The 25565-nt window shown below is 58.0% G+C and carries 29 protein-coding genes; 5 read left to right on the plus strand and 24 right to left on the minus strand.

Features of this window, described 5'->3' with window-relative positions; genetic code table 11:
- Positions 1–46: 46 nt before the first annotated feature.
- The 4 genes from LY631_RS04815 to gatB form a co-directional block, all read right to left on the minus strand.
- Positions 47–445 carry an NADH:ubiquinone oxidoreductase subunit NDUFA12 gene (locus LY631_RS04815; RefSeq protein WP_274423999.1) on the minus strand — a complete coding sequence of 133 codons (399 nt, stop codon included), beginning with the start codon at positions 443–445 and terminating at the stop codon, positions 47–49.
- Positions 446–527: 82 nt separating this feature from the next.
- The gene (locus LY631_RS04820) at positions 528–995 is read right to left on the minus strand and encodes a GNAT family N-acetyltransferase (protein ID WP_274424000.1); all 468 of its coding nucleotides are present in this window, start codon (positions 993–995) and stop codon (positions 528–530) included.
- A gap of 25 nt (positions 996–1020) precedes the next feature.
- On the minus strand, positions 1021–1524 hold the full coding sequence (locus LY631_RS04825) for a GNAT family N-acetyltransferase (protein WP_338000416.1): 504 nt from the start codon (positions 1522–1524) through the stop codon (positions 1021–1023).
- Between the two features lie 3 nt (positions 1525–1527).
- Entirely contained in the window at positions 1528–3030 is a 1503-nt protein-coding gene (gene gatB, locus LY631_RS04830) for an Asp-tRNA(Asn)/Glu-tRNA(Gln) amidotransferase subunit GatB (protein ID WP_274424001.1), read from the minus strand.
- Between the two features lie 151 nt (positions 3031–3181).
- Here gatB and LY631_RS04835 point away from each other — a divergent pair, with 151 nt between their 5' ends.
- Positions 3182–4411 carry a bifunctional 2-C-methyl-D-erythritol 4-phosphate cytidylyltransferase/2-C-methyl-D-erythritol 2,4-cyclodiphosphate synthase gene (locus tag LY631_RS04835; RefSeq protein ID WP_274424448.1) on the plus strand — a complete coding sequence of 410 codons (1230 nt, stop codon included), beginning with the start codon at positions 3182–3184 and terminating at the stop codon, positions 4409–4411.
- A complete protein-coding gene (locus tag LY631_RS04840; RefSeq protein WP_274424002.1) occupies positions 4408–4905 on the plus strand; it encodes a CinA family protein in 498 nt (165 codons plus the stop codon). Before LY631_RS04835 ends, LY631_RS04840 begins: the two co-directional genes overlap by 4 nt.
- Here LY631_RS04840 and LY631_RS04845 read toward each other — a convergent pair.
- From LY631_RS04845 to LY631_RS04910, 14 genes are all read right to left on the minus strand, one after another.
- The gene (locus tag LY631_RS04845; protein WP_274424003.1) at positions 4887–5342 is read right to left on the minus strand and encodes a type II toxin-antitoxin system RatA family toxin; all 456 of its coding nucleotides are present in this window, start codon (positions 5340–5342) and stop codon (positions 4887–4889) included. The genes LY631_RS04840 and LY631_RS04845 overlap by 19 nt on opposite strands.
- Positions 5343–5349: 7 nt before the next feature.
- Positions 5350–6324, minus strand: a complete 975-nt coding sequence (gene lipA, locus LY631_RS04850; protein WP_274424004.1) for a lipoyl synthase — start codon at positions 6322–6324, stop codon at positions 5350–5352.
- A gap of 104 nt (positions 6325–6428) precedes the next feature.
- Complete coding sequence (locus tag LY631_RS04855) at positions 6429–6686, minus strand: GlsB/YeaQ/YmgE family stress response membrane protein (protein WP_274424005.1); 258 nt, start codon at positions 6684–6686, stop codon at positions 6429–6431.
- A gap of 81 nt (positions 6687–6767) precedes the next feature.
- On the minus strand, positions 6768–8231 hold the full coding sequence (gene lpdA / locus LY631_RS04860; RefSeq protein ID WP_274424006.1) for a dihydrolipoyl dehydrogenase: 1464 nt from the start codon (positions 8229–8231) through the stop codon (positions 6768–6770).
- 11 nt (positions 8232–8242) lie between these two features.
- Entirely contained in the window at positions 8243–8881 is a 639-nt protein-coding gene (locus LY631_RS04865) for an SGNH/GDSL hydrolase family protein (protein WP_274424007.1), read from the minus strand.
- 36 nt (positions 8882–8917) lie between these two features.
- Positions 8918–10291 carry a pyruvate dehydrogenase complex dihydrolipoamide acetyltransferase gene (locus LY631_RS04870; RefSeq protein WP_274424008.1) on the minus strand — a complete coding sequence of 458 codons (1374 nt, stop codon included), beginning with the start codon at positions 10289–10291 and terminating at the stop codon, positions 8918–8920.
- 13 nt (positions 10292–10304) lie between these two features.
- Complete coding sequence (locus LY631_RS04875; protein ID WP_274424009.1) at positions 10305–11705, minus strand: pyruvate dehydrogenase complex E1 component subunit beta; 1401 nt, start codon at positions 11703–11705, stop codon at positions 10305–10307.
- Between the two features lie 13 nt (positions 11706–11718).
- Positions 11719–12798 (minus strand): pyruvate dehydrogenase (acetyl-transferring) E1 component subunit alpha, encoded by a 1080-nt coding sequence (gene pdhA, locus LY631_RS04880; protein ID WP_274424010.1) that lies wholly within the window; start codon positions 12796–12798, stop codon positions 11719–11721.
- A gap of 225 nt (positions 12799–13023) precedes the next feature.
- Positions 13024–13344 (minus strand): FtsB family cell division protein, encoded by a 321-nt coding sequence (locus LY631_RS04885; RefSeq protein ID WP_274424011.1) that lies wholly within the window; start codon positions 13342–13344, stop codon positions 13024–13026.
- 63 nt (positions 13345–13407) lie between these two features.
- Complete coding sequence (gene eno / locus LY631_RS04890) at positions 13408–14685, minus strand: phosphopyruvate hydratase (protein ID WP_274424012.1); 1278 nt, start codon at positions 14683–14685, stop codon at positions 13408–13410.
- A 97-nt stretch (positions 14686–14782) separates the two neighbouring features.
- Positions 14783–16165 (minus strand): GTPase HflX, encoded by a 1383-nt coding sequence (gene hflX, locus LY631_RS04895; protein ID WP_445082840.1) that lies wholly within the window; start codon positions 16163–16165, stop codon positions 14783–14785.
- Positions 16166–16414 (minus strand): RNA chaperone Hfq, encoded by a 249-nt coding sequence (gene hfq / locus LY631_RS04900; protein ID WP_274424013.1) that lies wholly within the window; start codon positions 16412–16414, stop codon positions 16166–16168.
- A 129-nt stretch (positions 16415–16543) separates the two neighbouring features.
- Positions 16544–17410, minus strand: coding sequence for a D-amino-acid transaminase (locus LY631_RS04905; protein ID WP_274424014.1), 867 nt, complete (start codon positions 17408–17410; stop codon positions 16544–16546).
- Positions 17411–17751: 341 nt separating this feature from the next.
- Complete coding sequence (locus LY631_RS04910; RefSeq protein WP_274424015.1) at positions 17752–18492, minus strand: SDR family NAD(P)-dependent oxidoreductase; 741 nt, start codon at positions 18490–18492, stop codon at positions 17752–17754.
- Positions 18493–18656: 164 nt separating this feature from the next.
- Here LY631_RS04910 and LY631_RS04915 point away from each other — a divergent pair, with 164 nt between their 5' ends.
- Entirely contained in the window at positions 18657–19208 is a 552-nt protein-coding gene (locus LY631_RS04915) for a TetR/AcrR family transcriptional regulator (protein WP_274424016.1), read from the plus strand.
- Positions 19209–19214: 6 nt separating this feature from the next.
- Here the strand turns inward: LY631_RS04915 and LY631_RS04920 are convergent, their stop codons facing one another.
- A complete protein-coding gene (locus tag LY631_RS04920) occupies positions 19215–20057 on the minus strand; it encodes a sugar phosphate isomerase/epimerase family protein (protein WP_274424017.1) in 843 nt (280 codons plus the stop codon).
- Positions 20058–20228: 171 nt separating this feature from the next.
- On the opposite strand from LY631_RS04920, the gene speD reads away from it, so the two are divergent.
- Positions 20229–20708 (plus strand): adenosylmethionine decarboxylase, encoded by a 480-nt coding sequence (gene speD / locus LY631_RS04925; RefSeq protein ID WP_274424018.1) that lies wholly within the window; start codon positions 20229–20231, stop codon positions 20706–20708.
- Entirely contained in the window at positions 20705–21580 is an 876-nt protein-coding gene (gene speE, locus LY631_RS04930; RefSeq protein WP_274424019.1) for a polyamine aminopropyltransferase, read from the plus strand. Before speD ends, speE begins: the two co-directional genes overlap by 4 nt.
- A 41-nt stretch (positions 21581–21621) precedes the next feature.
- Here speE and LY631_RS04935 read toward each other — a convergent pair whose 3' ends face one another.
- From LY631_RS04935 to plsX, 5 genes are all read right to left on the minus strand, one after another.
- Positions 21622–22269, minus strand: a complete 648-nt coding sequence (locus LY631_RS04935; RefSeq protein ID WP_274424020.1) for a glutathione S-transferase family protein — start codon at positions 22267–22269, stop codon at positions 21622–21624.
- A gap of 120 nt (positions 22270–22389) precedes the next feature.
- Positions 22390–22914 (minus strand): MerR family transcriptional regulator, encoded by a 525-nt coding sequence (locus LY631_RS04940; RefSeq protein WP_274424021.1) that lies wholly within the window; start codon positions 22912–22914, stop codon positions 22390–22392.
- 109 nt (positions 22915–23023) lie between these two features.
- Positions 23024–23347: an integration host factor subunit alpha gene (locus LY631_RS04945; protein ID WP_274424022.1), complete on the minus strand. Its 324-nt coding sequence runs from the start codon at positions 23345–23347 to the stop codon at positions 23024–23026.
- Between the two features lie 109 nt (positions 23348–23456).
- Positions 23457–24428 carry a beta-ketoacyl-ACP synthase III gene (locus LY631_RS04950; protein ID WP_274424023.1) on the minus strand — a complete coding sequence of 324 codons (972 nt, stop codon included), beginning with the start codon at positions 24426–24428 and terminating at the stop codon, positions 23457–23459.
- A gap of 9 nt (positions 24429–24437) precedes the next feature.
- Positions 24438–25493 (minus strand): phosphate acyltransferase PlsX, encoded by a 1056-nt coding sequence (gene plsX, locus LY631_RS04955; RefSeq protein ID WP_274424024.1) that lies wholly within the window; start codon positions 25491–25493, stop codon positions 24438–24440.
- Positions 25494–25565 lie beyond the last annotated feature (72 nt).

Below are 25565 nucleotides of genomic sequence, written 5' to 3' on the forward strand. Positions count from 1 at the left end.
GAGATAGAGCGCAATTGTGGCGAGAAGTATGCGCGCAGCCGACAAGCTAGCCGCCCGGTGTCCAAGCATCGTAATCACCGGTGACGCGCGGCCTATCCTCATTGGTCAGGACCGAGCCACGTGGCCTGTAGGCGGCCGGTGTACCCGTAAGATTGGGCAAATGCGGCTTCTGCCATTCACGCGGTGCATACTCTTCCGCCACCGGTGGGGTATCTACCTTGTGGTGTAGCCAACCATGCCAGCCGGGCGGGACGCTGGAAGCTTCCGAGTAGCCATTGTAAATGACCCAGCGGCGGGTGCGCCCTTCCGAATCCGTTCCCCCCTGATAATAGATGTTGCCGAACTCGTCTTCACCGACGCGGCGCCCCTTACGCCAGGTGTTAAAGCGCGTACCCAACGTTTGGCCGTTCCACCAGGTAAAGAACTGAAGCAGGAATTCTTTCATCGCATCACTCGCTCGCCAATCGAAGGGCGGATTGCATGCGTTATGGCGATCCTGATGCCGGAACGCAAGGCCTTGTGCGTCGTCATTTCAGCTTCATTTTGAAGGCGACATGGGATTTTTCAAACCCAAGTCGTTCATAGAAACGGTGCGCGTTGTGCCGCGCTGCATTCGACGAAAGCTGGACAGAGGCTGCGCCCGCGGCCCGTGCCTGTTCTATCGCAAAACGAATCATGGCTGAGCCAATACCGCTCCCGCGCATGTCCTCGCGCGTCTGGACGGCCTCGATCTTCATGTTGGTTGCTCCGCGCCCCGTCATTACCGTGATGAGCGTGGCTTGAAACGTGCCCACGACCTTACCGTCGATTTCGGCCACATAGAGCGTGTCATTCGGGCTTGCATGAATAGCATTAAAGGCATTCAGATAATCCGCGTCTGCGGCGCCATCCGTCGTGTCACTATGACCACCCAGCGTGTCAGCGGCGTACATGGCCACGAGCGATGGCAGGTCGGATGGGCGCGCATCGCGGATCACAAGCTCTTCGAGTTTCATTGCTGCCGTCCTCGATGAATCGACATCAATCGGCCCAGGCGATCGGTTTCTCAAAGATTGCAGCGGGGATTCCCGACTGCTCCCCACCGCAATTGGCGGTGGTGCCGATCTTGGTGAAGCCGCATCTCAGGTAAAATCCGACCGCCCGGCTGTTAGCCTCCTCAACCTCGAGGCGCACCTTAGAGGCCCCGGGAAAGCAGCCTTCGATCTCGTCCACGAGCATCATACCGATGCCTCGGCCGTGATGAGAAGGCTTGACGTAGAGCTGGTGCAGCATGACTGTCTTTCCGCCGTCCACCGCAGCGGCAAACGCCATCCCGACGATTTCCTCGCCATCATCGGCGAGAATAAATTCGGACTCCGGACGCTTCAGACGGCCTTTCAGCGTTGGTGTGGCGTGCCAGTCATCGGTGATCTCCGTTACGCGGTCACGGCCATAGATGGTGTCGTAGGTCGCGTGCCAGGTCTCGACCAGCAGTGCGCGTACGGCTTCCAGATCACCCTCGGATGCCGTACGGATATACATCATCGCCTAGTCCTCGATATCGAGCTTCTCCCGAACGAGCGCATTGACGGCCTGTGGGTTGGCCTTCCCGCCCGTGGCCTTCATGACCTGACCGACGAACCAGCCGGCGAGCGTCGGCTTCTTTTTGGCCTGTTCCACCTTGTCCGGATTGGCTGCGATCACCTCGTCCACTGCCTGTTCGATGGCCGCAGTATCCGTGACCTGCTTCATACCGCGCTCTTCGACAATCACGCGCGGATCGCCACCTTCGGTCCAGACAATCTCAAAGAGCTCCTTTGCGATCTTTCCCGAAATCGTGCCGTCCTTGATCAGATCAATGATGGCACCAAGCTGATCCGGGGAAAGCGGTGTGTTCTCAATTGGTTCACCGGCCTTGTTGAGAGCCCCCAACAGTTCGTTGATAACCCAGTTCGCTGCCGCCTTGCCGTCGCGCCCGGCCGCAACCTTTTCGAAATAAGCGGCAATCGCTTTTTCCGACACCAGCACCGAGGCGTCGTATTCGGACAGCCCGAAGCTCTCGATAAAACGTGCTTTCTTCTCGTCAGGGAGTTCCGGCAATCCTTCTGCCAGCGCGTCCACATAGGCTTGGTCGAACTCCAGCGGCACAAGATCCGGATCGGGGAAGTAGCGGTAGTCATGCGCTTCTTCCTTGCTGCGCATGGAGCGCGTCTCGCCCTTGGCGGGATCGAAGAGGCGCGTCTCCTGGTCGATGGTGCCGCCATCTTCCAGAATGGCGATCTGGCGCCGTGCTTCTGACTCGATCGCCTGGCCGACGAAGCGGATGGAGTTGACGTTCTTGATCTCACAACGCGTGCCGAAAGGCTCACCTGGCCGGCGCACCGAGACGTTCACATCGGCGCGCATTGAACCCTCGTCCATATTGCCGTCGCAGGTGCCGAGATAGCGCAGAATGGTGCGCAGCTTGGTCAGAAACGCCTTCGCCTCGTCCGCTGAGCGAATATCGGGTTTGGACACGATTTCCATCAAGGCCACACCGGAGCGGTTCAGATCCACATAGGACATCGTGGGATGCTGGTCGTGCATCGACTTGCCTGCGTCCTGTTCCAGGTGCAGGCGCTCGATTCCCACTTCGATCTCCTCGAAGCTGCCATCCTTGGCCGGGCCGACAGAGACGATCACCACGCCCTCACCCACGATGGGCTGCTTGTACTGCGATATCTGGTAGCCCTGTGGCAGGTCCGGATAAAAATAGTTCTTTCGGTCGAAGACAGAACGGTGATTGATCTGCGCTTTCAGGCCAAGACCAGTGCGGATCGCCTGTTTGACGCATTCCTCATTGATGACCGGCAACATCCCCGGCATCGCCGCATCGACGAGCGAAACATTGGAGTTCGGCTCAGATCCAAATGCGGTCGATGCACCGGAAAAGAGTTTGGCGTGCGAGGTCACCTGCGCGTGAATTTCCATGCCGACAATAATCTCCCAGTCGCCGGTGGCGCCGGAAATGAGCCGCTTTGGTTCTGGCGTACGCGTATCTATGATTGTCATTGCCGTGCGTCTGAAAGTGAGAGTGAACTTTTGCGTCTTGGCTAGACCAATCAGCCCAACGAGGCAAGCACGCAGGCATTCATCTCGGGATCATCCCCGTCTATGCAGATTCCGGTGGCATTTCATGAATGTCGTGCGTATCCCTGCCTCTATGAGTGCAGATACCAAGAGCAGGTCCATTCGCGGCGCAGCGGTGGTCGTCGCCGCCGGGCGTGGCGAACGTGCTGGGCAGACCACGGAAGGCCCGAAACAATATCGCCTGATCGGCGGTGAGCCCGTGATTCGTCATACGGTTCGGGCATTTGCCGCCCACCCGCAAATTGACGTCGTGGTGGTGGCAATTCATCCCGCAGACGAAGCGCTGTTTCAAAGCGCATGCCGCGACTTACCGGTCGATATCCGCGTGGTCCATGGCGGTTCGTCCCGACAAGAGTCCACATATTTCGCCCTGACCGCGCTGAAAGAAGCCGAACCCGACATCGTGCTTATTCACGATGCCGTGCGGCCCTTTGTGGATACCGAATTGATCAGCCGCGTGGTCGAGACCGCCGCCGCGAGTATGGGGGCCCTACCCGCGGTCGCAGTCTCGGACACATTGAAGCGCGCGGGCCCGGAGCGCCTTGTAAGCGAAACTGTGCCGCGCGACGGACTTTTCGCTGCACAGACCCCACAGGCCTTTCCGTTTCATTCGATTCTCGATGCTCATGAAAAGGCGCGGGATGTAGCCATGGAGGGCTTTACGGATGACGCCGCGATTGCAGAATGGGCGGGAATGCCGGTGCGCCTGGTGGAAGGCTCGCCCGACAATGTGAAGCTCACATGGGCGCGCGATATCGCGCTCGCAGACAAGAGGCTGGGAGACTCCGCCATGGAATGGCCGGATGTGCGCACGGGTAACGGTTACGATGTGCATGCCTTTGGGAACGGCTATCACGTCACGCTCTGCGGCATCGATATCCCTTATGAAAAGGGATTGAGCGGCCATTCCGACGCCGATGTCGGGCTACATGCGCTGACGGATGCGTTGCTGGCAACCTGCGGCGCGGGCGACATCGGAACCCATTTTCCGCCATCCGACCCGCAATGGAAGGGCGTGCGCTCACGACTCTTCGTGGAACACGCGGTAAGATATGTGAGCGAACGCGGTGGCCGTATTTCCAATGCGGATATCAGCCTGATTTGCGAGGCACCGCGGATCGGGCCACACCGCGCGGCGATGGTCGCTGAACTTTGCGATATGCTGGGCATTGCGGCCGAGCGCGTTTCTGTCAAGGCCACGACCAACGAGAAGCTCGGCTTCATCGGCCGTTCCGAAGGTATCGCCGCAATAGCCACGGCGACGGTCGTCTACCCCGGCCAGCTCGCGGAAGCGCGGTCATGAGCGACATTGAGGATCTTGCAACGGAGCTTCTAAGCGCGTTTCAAGCGCGCGGACTGAAGCTTGCAACAGCAGAATCCTGCACCGGCGGCATGCTTGGTGCTACGATAACGGAAATCTCCGGCGCCTCCGACGTTTTCGATCGCGGCTTCATTACCTACTCGAATGAAGCCAAAACGGAGATGCTGAACGTCACCAGCGAGACCCTCGCTGCACACGGTGCCGTTTCAGAACAGACCGCATGTGAGATGGCTGTCGGCGCGCTGGCGCATTCACATGCAGACATCGCTGTTTCCGTCACCGGCATTGCCGGTCCGGGCGGCGGGACGGCTGGAAAGCCCGTCGGGCTCGTCTGGTTCGGTCTCGCCGGCAAGCAAAGGGAAGCTACGGCTGTAAAGCGGATTTTCTCCGGGATGACCCGTACCGCAGTACGCCGGGAGAGCGCACGTGTCGCCCTCGAGCTTGCGCGCGATGCTGCTTATGCGACACGCCCGTAAACCTCGTCGGCACGCCGCTCAAAAGCTTCGGAGAACTTGCGAAAGGCGCGGTCGAAAACGGTGCCCATCAACATGGCAAGCATCCGGCTCTTGAATTCGTACTCGATAAAAAAATGGACTTCCGTCTGATCGTTCTCCACGGGTTCGAAGCGCCACTGGTTCTGCAGAAAGCGGAACGGTCCATCGATGTAACGTACATCGATCACGCGTTCTTCGGGCTTTAGAACAACCTGACTCGTAAACGTCTCGCGGATGGCCTTATAGCCGACGGTCATGTCCGCCACGAGAATTGCGACGCCATCGCGCTCCTTGCGCGAACGAACAGTGAGCGACTCGCACATGGGCACGAATTGTGGGTAGGACTCGATGTCCGCCACCAAATCGAACATATGATCGGGCGTATGCCGTACCCTGCGAACAGTTTCGTGCTTGGGCATGAATGCCTTACGCGGTTTTGGCCGACATCAGGCGCGCTTCACGGGCGGCTCGCAGGCGCGCAAAATCCTCGCCCGCATGGTGCGAGGAGCGCGTCAGCGGACTCGATGATACCATCAGGAAACCCTTGGTGTAGGCTATGGTTTCATAGGACTTGAATTCTTCCGGGGTCACGAACTTCTTCACCGGATGATGCTTGCGCGTGGGCTGCAGATACTGTCCGATGGTGATGAAATCGACATCCGCTGATCGCAGATCGTCCATGAGTTGCAGAACCTCGTTCCGCTCTTCGCCGAAACCAACCATAATGCCTGATTTAGTGAACATGGTTGGGTCCAACTCCTTCACCTGTTGCAAGAGGCGGATAGAGTGGAAATAGCGCGCACCGGGCCGCACCGTCAGATACTTCGACGGAACGGTCTCCAGATTGTGATTGAAGACATCCGGTTTCGCCGCGACCACGACCTCCAGCGCTCCCTCCTTGCGTAGGAAATCAGGAGTCAGGATCTCGATGGTCGTCTGGGGCGAGGATTCCCTGATTGCGTGGATGACTTCGACAAAATGCTGGGCGCCGCCATCGCTCAGGTCATCGCGGTCGACCGAGGTGATCACGACATGATTGAGCTCCATCTCGCAAACCGCCTTGGCAATATTCTCCGGCTCACTCCGGTCCAAAGCGCTGGGAATACCAGTGGCCACATTGCAGAAGGCGCAAGCCCGCGTGCAAATCTCACCCATAATCATGAATGTAGCGTGCTTCTTGTCCCAGCACTCGCCGATATTGGGACATCCCGCCTCTTCGCAAACGGTCACCAGCTTGTTCGATTTTACGATCTCACGTGTTTCCAGATAACCTCTCGAGGTCGGTGCTTTCACGCGGATCCAGTTAGGTTTGCGCAGAACCTCCTGATCAGGCCGGTGAGCCTTCTCGGGATGCCGCAGCCGCGGCTTGCTGTTGGAAACAGTATCGACAACGGTGACCATGATACTCTCTACCCTGTTTCAGTCGCGGCTTGCATTCTCGCATATAATCATCAGCGTCCCCGACGAAAGCCCGCCTGCTTTTCGCAGGCGGGAATCTAGTGCCGCTATGTGCTGGCACCACGTATAAGGCGAAACACCCAAATCAGCAGACAGGCGCCAATGATCGCAACGATCAATTGACCGATTATCCCGCCAATAGTGCTGCCCATGATCGCGACGAGAATCGCATTTAGAATGATGGCACCGGCCACACCGAGAACGATGTTCATCAGAAGTCCGTGATGAACATTCATGATTTTCTCTGCGATCCAGCCAGCTATCCCGCCGATAACAATCGTCAGAATCCAGCCTAATCCTTCCATAAAAAAGTCCCTCCTATTCTCGCAGAATCACTCTGATACTATACTCGAACGCGCGAAGCGGATGCTAGCCGATCGGGTCTGTCAAGCGTTAAGCGTTCTCCCGTACGCGTCAAGCACGCTTTCCTTCATCATCTCGGACAATGTCGGATGGGGGAAAATGGTGTGCATGAGCTCTTCTTCGGTCGTCTCCAGGTTCATGGCGATCACAAAACCCTGGATGAGCTCGGTAACTTCAGCGCCGATCATATGAGCCCCAAGGAGCTCGCCCGTCCTCTTGTCGAGAATGGTTTTCACGAAACCCTGATCCTCGCCCAGCGCGATGGCCTTGCCGTTGGCGCCGAACTGGAAACGGCCGACGCGGACTTCGCGCCCCTGCTCCTTTGCATCCTCTTCCGTTATTCCCACGGAGGCCACCTGCGGCTGGCAATAGGTGCAGGCGGGGATCCGGTTCTTGTCGAGCGCATGTACGCCCGGTATTTCCGCAATTTTCTCGACGCAGACGACGCCCTCGTGCTCCGCCTTGTGCGCGAGCATGGGCGGGCCGGCGACATCGCCGATAGCGTAGAGGCCCGGCACATTGGTACGACCAAATCCGTCGACTGAAATCGTCCCGCGCTCGGTTTTCACGCCAAGCTCCTCAAGGCCGAGATTCTCGACATTGCCTTGCACGCCGACCGCGGAGATCAGGCGCTCGGCCGTAAGCTCCTGGACCTTGCCGTCTTTACCCTCAACATGGGCGCGCAACTTACCATTGACCTTCTCCACCTTGGAGACCTTGGACTCGAGGTGGAATTTGATGCCCTGTTTCTCGAGCTGGCGCTTTGCAAATTTTGAAATCTCCTCATCCTCCGCGGGAAGAATGCGCGGCAGAAGCTCAATAACGGTGACCTCCGCCCCCATGGCGCGGTAGAAATAGGCAAACTCGATGCCAATCGCGCCCGAACCGACAACAACGAGGGATTTCGGGATCTCCTTCGGCACCATGGCCTCGAAATACGTCCAGATCAAATCGCCGTCCGCCTCTAGTCCGGGAAGGACCCGCGGCCGTGCGCCAGTGGCGAGGATAACGTGCTTGGCCCTGTAGGTGCCCTCACCTTTCACGTCCTTCGGCACCGGAGGCTGTGGCTCCATTGGCTTCTTCTGCGACTTGGAGACTGTCACCTCGGCCGGCTCGGAATCTTTTGCCGCTTTCGTCACCTTCGCCTCGCCCCAGATGACGTCGACCTTGTTCTTCTTCATCAAGAACGAGACGCCGCCGTTGAGGCGGCCGGCAACTTTGCGCGACCGATCGACCACGCCACCCGCATCGACCTTGATGCTGCCATCGATCGTGAAGCCATAGTCTTTTGAGTGCTGGGTATTATGCAAAACTTCGGCGGAGCGCAGCAGCGCCTTGGTCGGGATACATCCCCAATTCAGGCAGATGCCGCCGAGATGCTCGCGCTCAACAATCGCTGTCTTGAAACCGAGCTGGGCCGAACGCACGGCCGTGACATAGCCCCCCGGCCCCGAGCCGACAATGATGACGTCATAGGTTTCAGCCACTGAAAGCTCCTTCACAATTCAAGCATCTGGCGGACAACAGGCTCGAGACCGATGCCGACCGCGCGGGTTCCCTCGGCATCGAGATGAACGCCATCGAGAGATGAGGTTTTCGCCACCGAACCGGCGTCGAAAAATACACAGCCGCTATCCGTCGCCAGTTGCGCATAAAGCCGTGCCAATCTGCAGGATTCGGCAATGCCCCCCTCAAAACCGGCGGCAAAATCACTGTTCTCCGTCTCGCAAAGCGGGGGCGGTGAAACGAAAAGGATCCTCGGGGGCGCTTCATCCATCGGGTAATCATGCCGCCGGATGATATCCGCAAGCCGCTGCATCCCCTGCCTCGCGCCAATCGCTCTGCCACAGATAAACGGCTTCATATCATTCGTACCGAGCAGGATGATGACGAGATCGAGCGGCGCGTGCGTGGTCAGCAAGGTCGGCAATATGCGCGCGCCGTTGCGGTCCGCAGCCGCAAGCCAATCGTCATAGGCCGTCGTGCGGCCGTTAAGCCCTTCGACAACCACGCACGCCCGATCGCCCAACCGTTCCTGCAAAACCGAAGGCCACCGGTCGGCATAGGCGTGCCGGCCGGGCCCTTCCGGATTGTACCCCCAGGTCAGGGAATCGCCGTAGCAGAGGATGTTTTTCATGGACAAAACTCGAATGATCCTCCCCTGGGGAAATGGTTACACGAGCATTCCCATCGGGTTCTCGATCAGGCGTTTGAAGGCGGCGAGGAGCTCTGCTCCCAGCGCGCCATCAACAGCACGGTGGTCGGTCGAAAGAGTCACCGACATGACGGTCGCCGGTTTTACCTCGCCGTTTTTCACGACAGCACGCTGCTCGCCCTGCCCCACCGCAAGAATGGTAGAATGAGGCGGATTGATTACCGCGGCGAAGTCTTTGATGCCGTACATGCCCAGATTGGAGACGGCTGTTGTTCCGCCTTGATATTCCTCCGGCTTCAGTCGCTTCTTGCGGGCGCGCGCCGCCAGATCCTTCATCTCGTTAGAGATCGTGGAAAGTGTCTTTTCATCCGCCCGGCGCACGATAGGCGTTATCAGCCCACCCGGAATGGCGACGGCCACCCCGACGTCTGCATGCTTGTGCATGACCATGGCGCCCTCGGTCCAGGAGGCGTTCGCATCGGGCACCTCCTTTAACGCCCCCGCCATAGCCTTAATGATCATATCGTTGACAGAGAGCTTGTAGGCCGGCTTCTCGCCGTCTTCGGTCTTCACCGTCGGAGCCGCGGCATTGATCTGCTTGCGCAGGTCGAGCAGCGCATCGATCTCGCAATCAAGCGTCAGATAGAAGTGCGGAATGCTCGTTTTTGCCTCCACGAGACGGCGCGCGATGGTCTTGCGCATCCCGTCATGGGGCACAAGCTCATAGGAGCCCTCCTCGAAGAGGCTGAGAACCTGCTCGTCCGACATCGACTTCGGCACAGGCGCTGGTGCCTCGGTAGTGGACGCCGCCTTTGCGGTGCCGGATTCTTTCGCCGCCTCCACATCCGCCTTGACGACCCGCCCGTGCGGACCTGAACCTGTCACAGCAGAAAGATCGATGCCGGCGTCCTTGGCCAGACGCCGGGCCAGCGGCGAGGCAAAGATACGCTCCCCCTCGCCTTTAGCGGCCGGAGTCGCGGTTTGGGCGGGAGTCGAAGCACCGTTCGCTTTGGGCTCGGAGGTTTCTGCGGGCTTGATCTCTTCTTCCTTCGGCGCCTCTTCGGCCGTAGGAGACGGCGCTTCAGCTTCGGGCTCGGCTTTTTGCTGTGCGGAAGATTCTGCTTCTTTCGCCGCGTCCGCCGGATCTTCGCCCTCCCCGGCCAACACGGCGATTAGTGCGTTGACCTTAACACCCTCGGTCCCCTCCGGGACGACCAGCTTGGCAACGGTGCCTTCATCCACCGCCTCCACTTCCATGGTCGCCTTGTCGGTCTCAATTTCGGCAATCACGTCGCCGGGTGCAACGCTGTCGCCCTCTTTGACCATCCATTTGGCAAGGTTGCCTTCTTCCATGGTCGGCGAGAGGGCCGGCATCGTGACTTGTATCGGCATGGCTGGCCCTCCTTTAATCGCGATAGCTGACGGTTTTCACCGCTTCGACGACCTCTGCCACACTGGGCAGCGCCAGCTTTTCTAGATTGGCGGCATAAGGCATCGGCACATCCTTGCCCGTGACGGTGATAACCGGCGCATCGAGATAGTCAAAGGCGCGCTGCATCACCTGAGCGGCAATGTGATCACCGACCGAAGACTGCGGGAATCCCTCTTCAACCGTGACGAGCCTATTCGTCTTCTTCACGGACTCGATAACCGTATCCAAATCCATCGGCCGGATGGTGCGCAGGTCGATGATCTCAACATCAAGCCCCATGCCGCGCAACTCTTCCTCGGCTTTAACCGCATAGGTCATTCCGATACCGAAGGACACGATGGTGGCATCCTTGCCCTGCTTGTGAATACGCGCCTTGCCGATTGGCAGAACGAAATCGTCCAGCTTGGGAACGTCAAAGGTCTGGCCGTAGAGGATCTCGTTTTCCAAGAAAATTACCGGGTTTGGATCACGGATCGCTGCCTTGAGCAGTCCCTTCGCGTCGGCAGCTGTATACGGCATGACCACCTTCAGACCGGGGATATGGCCGTACCAGGCCGCGTAATCCTGGCTGTGCTGGGCAGCGACACGAGCTGCCGCGCCGTTCGGCCCGCGGAAGACGATGGGTGCCCCCATCTGGCCACCGGCCATATACAACGTTTTGGCCGCGGAGTTGACGATCTGGTCCATCGCCTGCATGGCGAAGTTGAAGGTCATGAATTCCACAACAGGCTTTAGCCCGCCAAAGGCCGCGCCGATCCCCACACCGGCAAAGCCGTGCTCGGTGATGGGCGTATCGATGACGCGCCTATCGCCAAACTCCTGAAGAAGGTTCTGTGTAACCTTGTAGGCACCCTGATATTCGGCGACTTCCTCGCCCATGATGAAGACATCCTCATCACGCCGCATCTCCTCGGCCATGGCATCGCGCAATGCCTCTCGCATGGTAGTAGGCACCATTTCGGTCCCTTCCGGAATATCCGGGTCGGCCGGCATCGGCTGCGTTTCAGCCTTCGGAACGGCGGCGGGCGCGGGGGTATCTTCCTGCTTCTGGCTTGCCGGTTCCTCGGCGGGAGACTGAGAACCGGGCGGCGTTGCGCTTCTCGGGGCCTTGTCCATGTCTTCCTCGGACTCGCCCTCGGCGAGCAGCAAGGCAATGGGCGTGTTGACCTTTATCCCTTCGGCCCCCTCTTCCACGAGGAGCTTGCCGATGGTCCCCTCATCGACCGCCTCGACTTCCATAGTTGCCTTGTCCGTTTCAATCTCAGCAATGATATCGCCAGGCGCGACGGAGTCGCCCTTCTTTTTCAGCCACTTAGCGAGATTGCCTTCCTCCATGGTGGGAGAAAGCGCAGGCATCAGAATTTCCGTTGGCATGTGCAGCCCCCCCTTAAATCAAAATGTCAGTGTAAAGCTCGGACGTATCCGGCTCGGGGTCGGACTGCGCGAAATCGGCCGCTTCGGTCACGACCTCACGCACCTTGCGGTCCATATTTTTCAGGTCGTCCTCACTCGCCCACTTCTTTTCAACGAGGCGCTGCTTCACCTGCTCTATCGGGTCGCGCTCGGCGCGCATTTTCTGAACTTCATCCTTCGAGCGGTATTTGGCGGGATCAGACATCGAGTGCCCGCGATAGCGATAGGTCTGCATCTCCAAAATGATCGGCCCCTTGCCCGAACGGCACCAGTCCACAGCCATGTCGCCGGCCGCCTTCACCGCGCGCACATCCATACCGTCGACCTGGATGCCGGGAATTTTGAAAGAGAGACCGCGATGAGCGAAATTCGTCTCTGCCGACGAGCGCGAAACCGAGGTGCCCATGGCGTAACGGTTGTTCTCGATGATGTAGACCACCGGCAGCTTCCACAGCGCGGCCATGTTGAAGCTTTCGTAAACCTGCCCCTGGTTGGCTGCGCCATCGCCGAAATAAGTCAGCGAGACGTTGTCATTGCCCCGATAGCTGTTGGTCAACGCAAGCCCGGTGCCAAGCGGAACGCATGCGCCGACGATTCCGTGTCCTCCATAAAAGTTCTTCTCCTTGGAGAACATGTGCATGGAACCGCCCTTGCCCTTGGAGTAGCCGCTGCGCCGCCCCGTAAGTTCAGCCATCACCCCCTTCGGGTCCATGCCCGTTGCCAGCATGTGACCATGATCTCGGTAGGAGGTAATGACCTGGTCGCCCTCCTTCAGCGCCATCTGCATCCCGACGACGACAGCTTCCTGCCCGATGTAGAGATGGCAAAAACCACCGATGAGCCCCATGCCGTAGAGTTGCCCCGCCTTCTCCTCAAAGCGTCGGATAAGAAGCATCTCCTGATAAGCGGCGAGTTCCTGTTCCTTACTGAAGTCCGCCGGACTCGGTGTCTTGACGGCCGGTGTCCCCGTCTCGGCGGCCAACGATGACCGTTTCGAACCGCGGGATCTGGCAGTCGTCGATTTGGATGCAGTTTTCCTGGCGGCTGTCGCCATCTGTCACTCCCTAGAAAAGGTTTTTGGGACGAGCATGGATGGGCATCCATGCTGCCGTAGGATATGGAAATAGTCCACGACAGGACTTCGTCCATCACTCCCTGGCGCCAGCTATGACGGTATCATGATGTGCTCGGCTCCGCCATACGAAATACGCATGGCTGCCATGCAGCTAAGCATCTAGAAAGATTGGCGAAAAATGAATTAACCGGAATTCAGTTAATCTTATTGGCTACGAGTGCGAAAAATAACGATTTCGTTCTCTCTGGCGACATTCAGCGCACGGCGCACCTGCTCGTCCAGCATATCCTCTTCTATGGAACCGTCTTTAACGAGGCGCAGGCGCTCCTCAAGCCCACTACGCCGGTTGCTCAGTGATGCAAGTTCGGTTTCCAAGACCTCGATCCGCAGCTTCAGCCGCTGCTTGGCATTGATCCCGTAATCGCCATTATAGGCATGAAAACCGAAATAAGACAGAACAACGATAGCGATCGCTGGTACGATCAGCCGTCCTGTGTTGCGACGTTTATGATGACGTGTCCACATTCGTACGGAATACCTTTCCGCCACATATGGCCACGTCTTGCTTAATGGAGAGTTAGCTCAGGCTTAGACGCCGCGTAAAATTCCCCGGCCGGCATAGGCAGCCTGGCGACCAAGCTGTTCTTCAATACGGATGAGTTGGTTGTATTTGGCAGTGCGGTCGGAGCGGGCGAGCGAGCCCGTTTTGATCTGCCCGCAGTTCACGGCAACTGCCAGGTCGGCGATCGTCGCATCCTCCGTTTCGCCGGAGCGGTGAGACATGACCGCTGTGTACGCGGCCTTGTGAGCCGTTTCTACCGCGTCCAAGGTCTCCGACAGAGTGCCGATCTGATTCACCTTTACAAGAATGGAGTTGGCGATCCCTATCTTTATCCCATCCTTCAGCCGCTCGGAGTTGGTCACGAACAGGTCGTCACCGACAAGCTGGACGCGGTCGCCGATCAGATCTGTCAGCGTTTTCCAGCCGTCGAAATCATCTTCCGCCATTCCGTCTTCAATGGAGATAATCGGATAGTCGCTTGCGAGCTTGGCGAGGTACTCAGCCTGCGCCTCAGCATCGCGTGTCTGCCCCTCGCCTTCATAAACATATTTGCCGTCCTTGAAGAACTCGGTGGCGGCACAATCGAGCGCCAACGCAATCTCATCGCCAGGCTTGTAACCAGCCTTTTCGACGGATTTCATGATGAAGTCGAGCGCTTCCTGCGCGCTGTTCAGTCCGGGCGCGAAGCCGCCCTCGTCACCCACATTCGTATTATGCCCCGCCGCCTTCAAGCCAGCTTTCAGCGTGTGGAAAATCTCAGCGCCCCAGCGGACCGCCTCGCGGAAGCTTTCCGCACCTACGGGCATGATCATAAATTCCTGGAAATCAATCGGATTATCGGCATGAGCTCCACCGTTGATTATGTTCATCATCGGAACAGGCAATACGTGTGCGGACGCACCTCCAACATACCGGTAAAGCGGCATGCCGGATGAAGCTGCCGCAGCCTTTGCGACCGCAAGTGACACGCCGAGAATAGCATTTGCACCAAGGCGTCCCTTGTTCGGGGTACCATCGAGCTCCACAAGCGTGTCATCGATCTGGAGCTGCTCGTCGGCTTCCATGCCACCGACCGCTTCAAAGATCTCGCCGTTGACGGCCTCGACGGCCTGAGTGACGCCCTTGCCCAGGAAGCGCGTACCGCCATCGCGAAGCTCTACGGCCTCATGTGCACCGGTCGACGCTCCCGAAGGAACGGCTGCCCGACCCATGGAGCCGTCCTCGAGCACCACTTCGACCTCGACGGTCGGATTGCCACGGCTATCAAGGATTTCACGTCCGACGATGTCGACAATGGCAGTCATAACGTATCCCTCTGGCTTGTACTGGGAGCTTGAAAACTTCGCCGCCCGTCTTAACGCACGCGCCGAAAAACACAATGCGCTACCGCAAGCGCCCCCTTCAGATGCCTTTTTTGTCGCCCGACAATTCTCGCCGAATTTCCGCGCGGGCCGCATCGGTGGCCCGCACGCGAATTGTTACGCTGCCGTCGTCGTGATCCTCACGGGCGGTCACTTCGCCGTTTTTGTAAATCCAATCCAGCAGCCCCATCCGGTTAGGCGTAAGAACGACGGACATTTCCTCGATTCGTCCGGCAATCCGCTGCTCGATCATGGCAACGAGTTCTTCTATTCCTTCTCCGGTTACGGCCGAGATTGCCACCAAGGCCCGTCCACCAGCACCGCTGCGAAGTAGTCTCTCTCGCTCATTCTCGTCCAGACAATCTAACTTGTTCCAGACTTCGATAACACGATCGGGATCAGACGCATCGACATTGAGACTGGTGAGAACCTCGACAACGTCTTCAGCATGGGCCGACGTCTCCGGATCGGAGATATCGCGTAGATGTATCACGAGATCGGCCTCAACCACCTCCTCGAGCGTCGCGCGAAAGGCGGCCACGAGATGCGTTGGCAGGTCGGAGATAAATCCGACCGTATCCGACAGTATCACCTCCGTGCCATGTGGAAAGCGGACGCGTCGCAGCGTTGGGTCAAGAGTGGCGAACAACATATCCTCTGCCATGACAGAGGCGCCCGTGAGCCGATTAAATATGGTCGACTTTCCAGCATTCGTGTAACCGACGATTGCGACAACAGGATAAGGGACCTTGCGCCGCTTTGCCCGGTGGAGATTGCGCGTTCGCCGCACCGTTTCGAGTTGGCGTTTCAGGCGCACGATACGCTCTTGAAGCAATCGCCGGTCTGCTTCGATCTGAGTCTCGCCAGGACCACCCATGAAGCCCCCACCACCGCGCTGCCGCTCCAAGTGGGTCCAGCTTCGCACCAGCCGCCCGCGCTGATATTCGAGATGGGCAAGATCGACCTGCAAGCGCCCCTCTTTTGTACGGGCACGGTGACCGAAGATTTCCAGGATTAGGCCCGTTCGGTCGAGTACTTTGGCCTTGAGTTCGCGCTCCAGGTTGCGCTGCTGCACCGGCGAAAGCTGATGATCGATGATCACGATCTCGACCTGGCTCTCGGCGACCAAGCCGGCAATCTCCTCGACCTTGCCTGCGCCGATCAGTGTTGCCGGCCTCGCCGCGGCAAGGGTCACGATCTCGCTGTGAACGACTTCGAGATCGATCGCCTCCGCAAGGCCTACAGATTCATCTAACCGGGATTGCGGCGACAGGGACATATCGCTCCCCGCCCCGCTCTCACCCGATCGAGAACTGCTGCGGGACGAAAAAACCGGGCTTACGACGATCGCTTTCGTCCGACCGTCACCACCCGGTTCCCCTTGCGCACGCGGATCTCTGTCCGCTTTGGGTTTGTTTGCCAATCAGTTTTCCCGGTTGGTTTCCTCCGCCTCGAACAGCTGCACCGGCTGACTCGGCATGATTGTGGAAATTGCATGCTTGTAGACAAGCTGCGAATGACCGTCGCGCCGCAGGAGAACGCAAAAATTATCAAACGATGTCACGACACCAGTCAATTTCACCCCATTGATCAAGAAGATCGTAAGTGGGTTCTTTGTCTTTCGAACAGTGTTCAGGAAGAGATCCTGAAGATTTTGGGAACGTTCCGCCATTGTATTTTCTTTCACCATCCCCTGCGCATTTAACAGTAATAGCGCAAATCTGACCTTGCCCTGTCAAGCGCCCCCGGTCACTAACGCCATTCAATCAACCGTATCAATCGAGACCGAACTCTGCTGTGGTTAACAGGCAGGACTTTTTTCCGCAATGTCAAAAAAGGAACGTCTAAGCGAAAGCGCCAAAGATCCTGGATGCCCATTGGCCACCGGGCGGTCGTCTATTTGCACGACGGGCATGACGACTGTCGAAGCTGCCGTGATAAACGCTTCGCGCGCAGACTGCGCTTCTTCCACAGAAAATGCGCGTTCCTCGACCTCGAGCCCCATATGCGTGGCGACATCCATGACCGTTGCCCGCGTCACCCCACGCAGAATACCAAATTCCGCTGGGCGTGTTACGAGCTTACCATCATTCGTCACAATCCAGGCGTTCGTGGCAGCCCCCTCCTTCACCATGTTATCTTCATCGATGAACCATGCTTCGGCCGCGCCTGCCTCGCGCGCTTTTTGCCGTGCAAGGACGTTGGGCAGGAGCCCGACCGTCTTGATGTCCACGCGCTCCCAGCGGTTCTCCGGAACGGTAATGACGTGAATTCCCTTTTCGACCTTGCCAGCTGCCGCCTGAGGGTCAATCCGCTTCGCCGTCACGACAAGCGCTGGTCGTGTTTCGGAGGCGGGAAAAAAGTGATCACGCGGAGCGACGCCTCTGGTCACCTGCAGATAGACAAGTCCGTTCCGCACCCCGTTTCGATAGACGACCTCGCGCACGATGCGCTCCAGCGCACGACGATGCATTGGCCACCGAATCTGCAATTCGCGGAGGGAGCGGTCTAGTCGGTCCAGATGCCGGGACATGTCGATGATATAACCGCGCGTAACCTCGCAAACTTCATAAACCCCATCGGCGAATTGGTATCCCCGATCCTCGATATGGACAGCCGCCTCGGCATGGCGGACATATCGACCGTTTACATAAGCAACACGCGGCATTCCTGTCCCCTCGGTGAGTGGCCGAACCGGGCGGTTCATCTACCCAGTCGATCATTTAAGCTATCGGCACGGCCCTGATCGCGCCGGAGCATAACTCATTCCCGAGGGAGCAAAAAGTCAAGGCGAACGATTGCGCCATGCTGCCAGAGCGTCTTGTACCTCGACGCACCAGTCCGCTCGCCGCGAAATGATAGAGAATTTTCGCCAAAGCGGCAGAAACCCGATCACTATGAGCTCGGGCGTAACGAGGGCACACGTCCCAAAAAGTAGGGCGGGGGACCATAAAGATCCCCTGCCCTGCGTGCCGAGCGGCCGGCTCTGTGAGGCGCACACCCTGCCCGTCAGGCGTTAGACCCGCCGTCGATCGTGAAACCCGCACCCGTAACACCGCGGCTCTCCGGCCCAGCCAGCCATGCGACGAGCCCAGCGACCTCATCGGGATCGTTGTAGCGCGGAATGGCCATGAGACTGCGCTGCAGATCGGCCGTTTCGCCATCTGCGGGGTTCATCTCCGTGTCCGTGGAGCCCGGATGAACGATGTTGACGTTGATCCCCCGCGGTCCGAGGTCTCGCGCAACGCCCTTGGTAAAACCGATCAAGGCGGCTTTGCTCAGTGCGTAAAGGCTAATTGTCGCGCCGGGAACGCGCTCGGCTAGATTGCTGCCGATGGTGATGATGCGCCCACCTTCCTGCATATGGGAGGCTGCGCTGCGCGTTGCGACGAAAACCGCCTTCACATTGATTTCAATGGTGCGGTCGAAGTCTTCATTCGACAGTTCGGGAAGCGGCTTTACGTCGAAAATACCGGCATTGTTCACCAGGACATCGAGACGGCCAAAGGTATCGACGGTGCGTTCAACCGCCGCTTCAACTGCCGCCGGATCGCGGTTGTCTGCGCGAACGGCGAGACCGGAACCACCGGCCGATTCGATTTCTGTAATCAGCGTCTGCGCTTTTTCCCCAGAACGTCCGTAGGTGACAACGACCGTGGCTCCCTCATTGGCTAGCCTCCGGGTGATGGCTGCGCCGATACCCCGTCCACCACCGGTGACCAGCGCGACCTTTCCCTGCAATTTGGGCATTCCATACTCCATATGTGTAATGAACGATACATATATGGCTGCCGGACTTGCGTTAGACTGTCAAGCGATTTATGTAACGGACGATACACATCGAGAGGATTCCACCCATGAATGCCCGTGGCCGGCCCCGTGGCTTCGACCGGGAAGAAGCATTGAAGAGAGCCATGAACATCTTTTGGCGACGTGGCTTCGACAACACGTCAATATCGGATCTGACAGACGCGATGGGCCTGAACCCGCCGAGCATCTACGCTGCCTTCGGGAGCAAGGAACAGCTCTTCCTGGAGGCGCTGGATCTCTACTCGCAGACGAATGGCGATGGGATCTGGGATTACCTTGAAAGCGCGAATACAGCCCATCAGGCGATCTGGATGCTGTTACGAGCTACCGCCGAGAATTATACGCGAGGAACATCGCCGCGGGGCTGCATGATTGTGCTTTCCGCTCCGCAGATGGAGGGTGGCAACGCCACGGTCTGCGAGGAACTCAAGGAGCGTAGGCAGCAGAATGTTTCGCTTCTCCAGCGCAGGTTGGAAAGGGCCATTGTGGAAAGAGAAATCGGACGGGAGACGGATTGTACCTCTGTGGCCGCCTACTTTACGTGTGTCCAACACGGCATGTCGATCCAGGCACGTGACGGCGCATCGCGCGAAACGCTGCTCGCTATCGCAGACAGCGCGATGGCCGGCTGGGGAGCTCTTGTATCACCTGCTTGAGCAGGTTCAGCCTCTGTCTTGCTCCAGCATTTCGATGAGCCCGCGAATATAGCCCACCGAATAGGCGGCCGCCGCCCCACCTTCCGGACTGTAGTCGAACGGTTCGACGCCGATAATGCCGTCATAGCCGTGCCGGGAAAGCACCGCTACGGAAGGCGCGAAAAGATCTACCCCCATGCCCGGTCCGCGTTTGCTGCGATCATTGAAATGCACATGCCTAATATGGCCGCTCGGCAGCCACTGGTCGAGTATACGGTCCGGCGCGGAATCCTCCCCGTGCGACGCTGCGTATGTATCGAGCATGGCGGAAAAACCCGGTGAACTGATTTCTTCAACGAGCTCAACCGCTTCTGCAATGGTGTTGATGAAATCGGTCATCGCCGGCGCCAAGGGCTCGATACAGTAGACCACTCCCGCCTTCTCCGAAGCCTCCGCTGCGGCAATCAGCAAGGCGACGGCGTTGTCGCGCGCCTTGGACGCGCTCTCTGCTGAGCTGCACTGGCGCTGGCCGGGCGAGCCATGCACAAGCGTACTCCCGCCCAGATCTGCACAAAGGTCCACCATGGCCAGCATATGGTCGCGCGTGCGGCGATGAACTTCCGGATCACCGCTCGTAAGAGAGAGGCCTTCCGGCACCGTCAATAGCCAATGGAGGCCTGTGATGCGGAGACCCTTATCTTCCGCAATCTGCCGCAAATACCTGCGCTCTTTAGCCGTCAGCCGGGCTGGATTATCCGACAATGTAAACGGCGCGACTTCAAGCCCGTCATATCGTAGCGATGCGGCAAGGCTGCATTGTTCCTCAAAAGACAAATGACGAACAACTTCGTTGCACAGTGAAATAATCATCAGGCACCCTTCGAGTTTACTCCGCGTTAGGCGAGCCGCGAGTTCCAGACAAGGGCTAAGCCGCAAAAAACTTGATGCGGGATGAACGGAACGGTTGCCATTAGTGCCCTCATAATTATATACGTCGCGCTCCCGAACGTGATGCCACATCTGCTGGTTGGAGAGGACGCCATGGAACAAGACGCCCTTTTCCAATTGGGGATGGATTCAGCGCGACTGAACACCGCCCAAACGGAAGAAAAGAACGGAACGCAAGCCACGGCACCGGTTTGTGACGACAAGGACCACTTCATCGAGAAGGATGGGGTCCTTTGCGCAGGCGCTCATTTGATCGTCGACCTGTTCGAGGCCGAGCGCCTGGATGATATAGCATATATAGAGAGCACGCTGCGTGATTGCGTTCAGGCGGCGGGCGCAACACTACTGCACATTCACTTGCACCCCTTCGAACCGAATGGTGGCGTAAGCGGCGTGGCGGTGTTGGCCGAGAGCCATATTTCCATACATTCTTGGCCAGAGCGCAACTATGCCGCGCTGGACATTTTCATGTGTGGCGATGCCCAGCCGGAGCGCTGCGTCCAGGTGCTTGAATCCGCGTTCCGCCCAGGCCGGATGGAAGTGCAGGAGCTTCTGCGAGGAAGAAGCGGGTGAGTGAGCGGAAGATATTTTCCGAGACGCTGCACGACGGGGTGGCCATTTCTTTCCAAGCGGATGAAATTCTCCACGAAGAAAAGACGGGCCACCACCGACTTGACCTGATTCGCAACAGTATTTTCGGCAAAGTATTGCTGCTGGATGGAGCTGTGCAGGTCACGAGCGCGGACGAGTTCATGTATCACGAGATGCTCGCCCACGTGCCGCTCATGGCCCATGCGAACCCTGCCGATGTACTGATCATCGGCGGTGGCGATTGCGGCTTGGCTGAGGAGGTGCTGAAGCACAGCCGCGTGAAATCTCTCACGCAGGTCGAGATCGACGCTTCAGTACTCGATTTTTCACGCCGGCACTTCAAGGATTTCAACGCACCGGTTTTCGACGATCCGCGATTTCAGGTCGAGATCGCTGACGGTGCAGCTTTCGCAGCTCAGAGCGAAAAGCGCTTTGACATCATTCTGGTTGATTCGACCGATCCGGCCGGCCCCGGCGCCGCACTATTCACGGCCGAATTCTACACTAACCTCCGGCGCATCCTGAAGGATGACGGAATTACTGCCACACAGAATGGCGTGCCCTTCCTGCAAGAGCGTGAGTTCGTTGCCGCGATCGGCGCTCTCGCCTCAGTGTTTCCCGTCACATCCTGCTATCTCGTCTCCGTTCCGACGTATTTCGGCGGACACATGACGCTCGGCTGGGCAAGCGACTCTGAAAAAGCTCTCAATGTTTCCGAGGATACGCTGAGAGAGCGAGCGGCAGGTATCGAGACCCGCTACTACACACCCGCCCATCATCGTGCGGCTTTTGCGCTGCCGCGCTTTATTGAAGATTTGCTCGCCAAGGCCCGAAAAGGAGCCGAAACCGGATAGAGAACTACCGGCTTCTTTAGTTAGTTCCGGACAGCTGAGCGCTAACCCTCGCTTGCCGCCATCATCTTCTGGAAGAAAGGAATTTCAGCCGCCATCGCGGCATCCTTCTCCTGCGCGCGCTTGAAAGCCGGACGGTCGGTAGCGCGCTCGACATACTCCTTGAAGATTTGCCGTTCCGGCAGCGCCTTGAGTATATTCATCGTGAAGTTGATACCGCCGGCCCATTGCAGGTCGGCGATTGTGAAACGATCTCCCGCGATATAGGGCTGGCTCGACAATTTTCGCTCGACATAGGTTAGCATGTCGTCAAAGAGACCGAAGGGATAATCGTTGCTGCCGTATTCCAACCCGTGCACCCGCGCGCAAACGGCTGGATCGAACACCGCGTCGTGATAGACGAGAGCGCTGAGATAAGCCCCGCGAGCTGGATCACCAACGGCAGGAGCAAGCCCTGCGTTTGGGAAGACATCGCCCAAATAGATGGAAATCGCTGCCCGCTCGGTAATAACTACGTCTTCGTGTTCAATGGCCGGCACCTTCTTGTTTGGCTGGATGGCGCGATAGGCTTCCGGGGCTCCACCCTCCTCGCGGATATCGACTATTTCCAACCCATAATCGACTTCTAATTCCTCCAAAAGCCAGAGGATTGCGGACGAACGGGACCAAGGCGCATGATAAAATTTAAGCATCGTTATCTCCTGCATTTCGATGCTCTTCTTTACCAGACAGCTCCTGACAGCTTTCTGTCAGCAGCCATGGCAGGATCTATGTTCCTGGCGCCTGCCGCACGGGCCAAATTGCCATAGACCTTATCGCACCTGGTCCAGAAGGCGCTTGCATTCCAGAAGATCGAAAAGTGTTTCCTGAAGGAGTGCGCGGTTGTCCTGAGAAAGACGTTGGCCTTCTGAAGGAGGGGCTCCTTCTTCCTCGCCCCGCCCCAGTCCGAAAAAGCGTCGGCTGGGCTTTGCCTTCGGTTTACCGACAAGCATCTCCTCTTCAGAGTCCTTTTCGGTGCTCGATTCGGCCAGCTTCCTTTGCGTTATCGCTTCGACGGCCGCCATATCTCCGCGTCCGATAGCAACGACGAACTGATTGCCGTTCTCTCGCAAAAGCTTCTGAACACCCTTGATGGTATAACCTTGATCATAGAGCATATGACGGATGCCCTTGATGAGTTCGACATCCTGAGGGCGATAGTAGCGCCTTCCGCCACCACGCTTCATGGGCTTTATCTGAGTGAACCGTGTTTCCCAAAAGCGCAATACATGCTGGGGAAGATCAAGTTCCTCCGCAACCTCACTAATAGTGCGGAATGCATCCGGGCTCTTGTCCATTCCGGCTTTCATCTCCCTCGACGAGAATCACGGCAACCATTGAACAACCAAGCGCATCTGATGACAAGCGCCAGCGGCCCAACCGATCAAAGGGGAAATGAAAGACGCCTCAGGCGTCCTTGCCGAATTTTCGGGCCTTGTGCGCCCGCAAAATGCGCTCCTTGAGCACATTGGATGCCTTAAATGTCATAACCCGGCGCGGAGAAATCGGCACTTCCTCGCCGGTTTTGGGGTTCCGCCCAACGCGTTCGTTCTTCTCGCGGATCTGAAACGTCGCAAAAGAGGAAAGCTTCACCGTCTCCCCGCGAACAACCGCATCACAAACTTCCTGAAGAACCATCTCGACGATCTGGGCCGACTCGGTTCGAGAAAGACCCACTTTACGGTAGACTGCTTCGGCGAGGTCGGCGCGTGTGACCGTCTTTCCCCCCATGTCGGCTACCCAATTGCTCGAAACTAATGAAAATACAAATGACGGACGGACGTTAAGAAATTGCCCCGCTTAGGTCAAGAGCCTGTACCACCAGTATTTTTTCCGGGTGTCACCAACGCAGAAGCGTCGCCCCCCAGGTGAAGCCGCCGCCCATCGCTTCGAGCAGGACGAGGTCTCCACGTTTGATCCTGTCCTGCGAAACGGCGTGGGCCAGCGCGAGCGGAACAGAAGCGGCAGAGGTATTTCCATGCAAGTCCACCGTCACAACCACTTTCTCCTCCGCGATGCCGAGCTTCTTGGCCGAAGCATCGATGATCCGCTTGTTGGCCTGGTGCGGTACAAACCAGTCGAGCTCTTCGGCGGCGACCCCCGTCTGGTTCAGGACATCCTCCACCACATCCGTAATCATGCCCACCGCATGCTTGAAGACTTCTCGGCCCTGCATTCTGAGCTGCCCCACCGTCCCCGTCGTTGACGGGCCGCCGTCTACATAGAGCTTTTCCTTCTGGCTGCCGTCAGAACGCAGGGAAGATGCCAGTATACCCCGATCGGCAATGGTTCCCTCCCCTTCGATCGCCTCCAGAACCACAGCACCGGCGCCATCGCCAAAAAGCACGCATGTAGTGCGGTCGCTCCAGTCCAGAATACGGGAGAACGTCTCCGAACCGATGACGAGAACGCGCTTGGCCAACCCGCCACGAATATGCAGGTCTGCCGTCGTCAGCCCATAAACAAAGCCACTGCACACGGCCTGGATGTCGAATGCGAACCCGTGATGCATTCCCAAGCGATACTGAACTTCAACCGCCGTTGCCGGAAATGTGTTGTTCGGCGTTGCGGTAGCAAGAATAATCAGATCGATATCGTCCGGTGTAAGGTTTGCATCTTCCAGCGCCCGTCGGGCCGCCTTCTCGCCCAGCGAGGCAGTCGTCTCATCCTCCGAAGCGATATGGCGCTGACGAATACCGGTCCTTTGGACAATCCATGCATCGGACGTATCGATAAACGATTCGAAATCTTTGTTCGTCATGATTTTGCGTGGCAACGCGGTGCCGACGCCACACACGGCGGACCTGATCATCTTTTCTTCCTATGCGCTAGATACCGCCCGTCCGGCGACCATGGCCGGATTGCGGGAATGATAAAGGTCGAGCGTGGAGCGTGTGCGGTCAAAGACACCGCTTCTGACCATTTCGTAGCCGAGTTCGACGGCCGCGGCAAAGCCTTCCTCGTCCGCACCGCCGTGACTTTTGACGACGATGCCTTTCAGACCAAGGAACACACCTCCATTGATCTTGCGTACATCCATCTTCTCACGCAGACGTTCAAATGCCTCTTGCGCCAGGAAATAACCGATCCGCGCCAAAAGCGTGCGGCTCATCGCCTGGCGCAGGTATTCAGCGATCTGACGGGCTGTGCCTTCGGCCGACTTGAGCGCGATATTTCCTGCGAACCCTTCGGTCACCACGACATCGACGCTGCCCTTGCCGATATCGTCACCCTCGACAAAGCCGTGATACTGCATCGTATTCAGATTTGCTTCACGCAGCATCCGACCGGCTTCCTTCACTTCCTCCTGCCCCTTGATTTCCTCCACGCCCACATTGAGCAGCCCGACAGTTGGCCGCTCGATATCAAAGAGCGCGTTAGCCATGGCCGCGCCGAGGATTGCGAAATCGACAAGCTGCTGCGCATCTGCCCCGATCGTGGCGCCCACGTCGAGAACGATACTCTCGCCCCGGATCGTCGGCCAAATCGCTGCGATCGCCGGGCGTTCGATATCGGCCATCGTGCGCAGGCAAAACTTGGACATCGCCATAAGCGCACCGGTATTGCCGGCCGAGATACAGGCGTCGGCGTCTCCGGTCTTGACCGCTTCAATGGCCCGCCACATGGAAGACTTCCACCGCCCTTGGCGCAGCGCCTGGCTGGGCTTGTCGTCCATGCGGACGACCACGTCGCAGTGAATGAATTCGCTGATCTTCCGAAGGTTTGGAAGCCCGTCGAGAACGGGCCGGACAACCTTCTCGTCTCCGTAAATCACAAAATGGACATCCGGCCTGCGCTCGGCAACCCGGATAAGGCTGGGAAGGGTGACCTCGGGACCGTGGTCTCCGCCCATTGCGTCAATCGAAATACGTATCACGCGTAATATGCCTCAATAATCATTCGATGGCAGATATAGCGGGCCCCAGAGGAAGTGCGGCGAAAATAGCGT

Source organism: Chelativorans sp. YIM 93263 (assembly GCF_028767125.1).
Taxonomy (GTDB): domain Bacteria; phylum Pseudomonadota; class Alphaproteobacteria; order Rhizobiales; family Rhizobiaceae; genus Chelativorans.

Excerpts from the sequence above, each read along its gene's own strand:
- LY631_RS04835 (WP_274424448.1), top strand. The coding sequence starts at position 3,182 with ATGAGTGCAGATACCAAGAGCAGGTCCATTCGCGGCGCAGCGGTGGTC.
- LY631_RS04865 (WP_274424007.1), bottom strand. The coding sequence starts at position 8,881 with ATGAAAAACATCCTCTGCTACGGCGATTCCCTGACCTGGGGGTACAAT.
- hfq (WP_274424013.1), bottom strand. The coding sequence starts at position 16,414 with ATGGCGGAACGTTCCCAAAATCTTCAGGATCTCTTCCTGAACACTGTT.
- LY631_RS04940 (WP_274424021.1), bottom strand. The coding sequence starts at position 22,914 with ATGGACAAGAGCCCGGATGCATTCCGCACTATTAGTGAGGTTGCGGAG.
- LY631_RS04905 (WP_274424014.1), bottom strand. The coding sequence starts at position 17,410 with ATGCCGCGTGTTGCTTATGTAAACGGTCGATATGTCCGCCATGCCGAG.
- LY631_RS04815 (WP_274423999.1), bottom strand. The coding sequence starts at position 445 with ATGAAAGAATTCCTGCTTCAGTTCTTTACCTGGTGGAACGGCCAAACG.
- speD (WP_274424018.1), top strand. The coding sequence starts at position 20,229 with ATGGAACAAGACGCCCTTTTCCAATTGGGGATGGATTCAGCGCGACTG.
- LY631_RS04945 (WP_274424022.1), bottom strand. The coding sequence starts at position 23,347 with ATGGGGGGAAAGACGGTCACACGCGCCGACCTCGCCGAAGCAGTCTAC.
- LY631_RS04845 (WP_274424003.1), bottom strand. The coding sequence starts at position 5,342 with ATGCCCAAGCACGAAACTGTTCGCAGGGTACGGCATACGCCCGATCAT.
- LY631_RS04840 (WP_274424002.1), top strand. The coding sequence starts at position 4,408 with ATGAGCGACATTGAGGATCTTGCAACGGAGCTTCTAAGCGCGTTTCAA.
- LY631_RS04885 (WP_274424011.1), bottom strand. The coding sequence starts at position 13,344 with ATGTGGACACGTCATCATAAACGTCGCAACACAGGACGGCTGATCGTA.
- LY631_RS04920 (WP_274424017.1), bottom strand. The coding sequence starts at position 20,057 with ATGATTATTTCACTGTGCAACGAAGTTGTTCGTCATTTGTCTTTTGAG.
- LY631_RS04855 (WP_274424005.1), bottom strand. The coding sequence starts at position 6,686 with ATGGAAGGATTAGGCTGGATTCTGACGATTGTTATCGGCGGGATAGCT.
- LY631_RS04870 (WP_274424008.1), bottom strand. The coding sequence starts at position 10,291 with ATGCCGATACAAGTCACGATGCCGGCCCTCTCGCCGACCATGGAAGAA.
- LY631_RS04935 (WP_274424020.1), bottom strand. The coding sequence starts at position 22,269 with ATGCTTAAATTTTATCATGCGCCTTGGTCCCGTTCGTCCGCAATCCTC.
- gatB (WP_274424001.1), bottom strand. The coding sequence starts at position 3,030 with ATGACAATCATAGATACGCGTACGCCAGAACCAAAGCGGCTCATTTCC.
- LY631_RS04875 (WP_274424009.1), bottom strand. The coding sequence starts at position 11,705 with ATGCCAACGGAAATTCTGATGCCTGCGCTTTCTCCCACCATGGAGGAA.
- LY631_RS04950 (WP_274424023.1), bottom strand. The coding sequence starts at position 24,428 with ATGATCAGGTCCGCCGTGTGTGGCGTCGGCACCGCGTTGCCACGCAAA.
- LY631_RS04915 (WP_274424016.1), top strand. The coding sequence starts at position 18,657 with ATGAACATCTTTTGGCGACGTGGCTTCGACAACACGTCAATATCGGAT.
- LY631_RS04910 (WP_274424015.1), bottom strand. The coding sequence starts at position 18,492 with ATGCCCAAATTGCAGGGAAAGGTCGCGCTGGTCACCGGTGGTGGACGG.
- LY631_RS04825 (WP_338000416.1), bottom strand. The coding sequence starts at position 1,524 with ATGATGTATATCCGTACGGCATCCGAGGGTGATCTGGAAGCCGTACGC.
- lipA (WP_274424004.1), bottom strand. The coding sequence starts at position 6,324 with ATGGTCACCGTTGTCGATACTGTTTCCAACAGCAAGCCGCGGCTGCGG.
- LY631_RS04820 (WP_274424000.1), bottom strand. The coding sequence starts at position 995 with ATGAAACTCGAAGAGCTTGTGATCCGCGATGCGCGCCCATCCGACCTG.
- pdhA (WP_274424010.1), bottom strand. The coding sequence starts at position 12,798 with ATGGCGACAGCCGCCAGGAAAACTGCATCCAAATCGACGACTGCCAGA.
- eno (WP_274424012.1), bottom strand. The coding sequence starts at position 14,685 with ATGACTGCCATTGTCGACATCGTCGGACGTGAAATCCTTGATAGCCGT.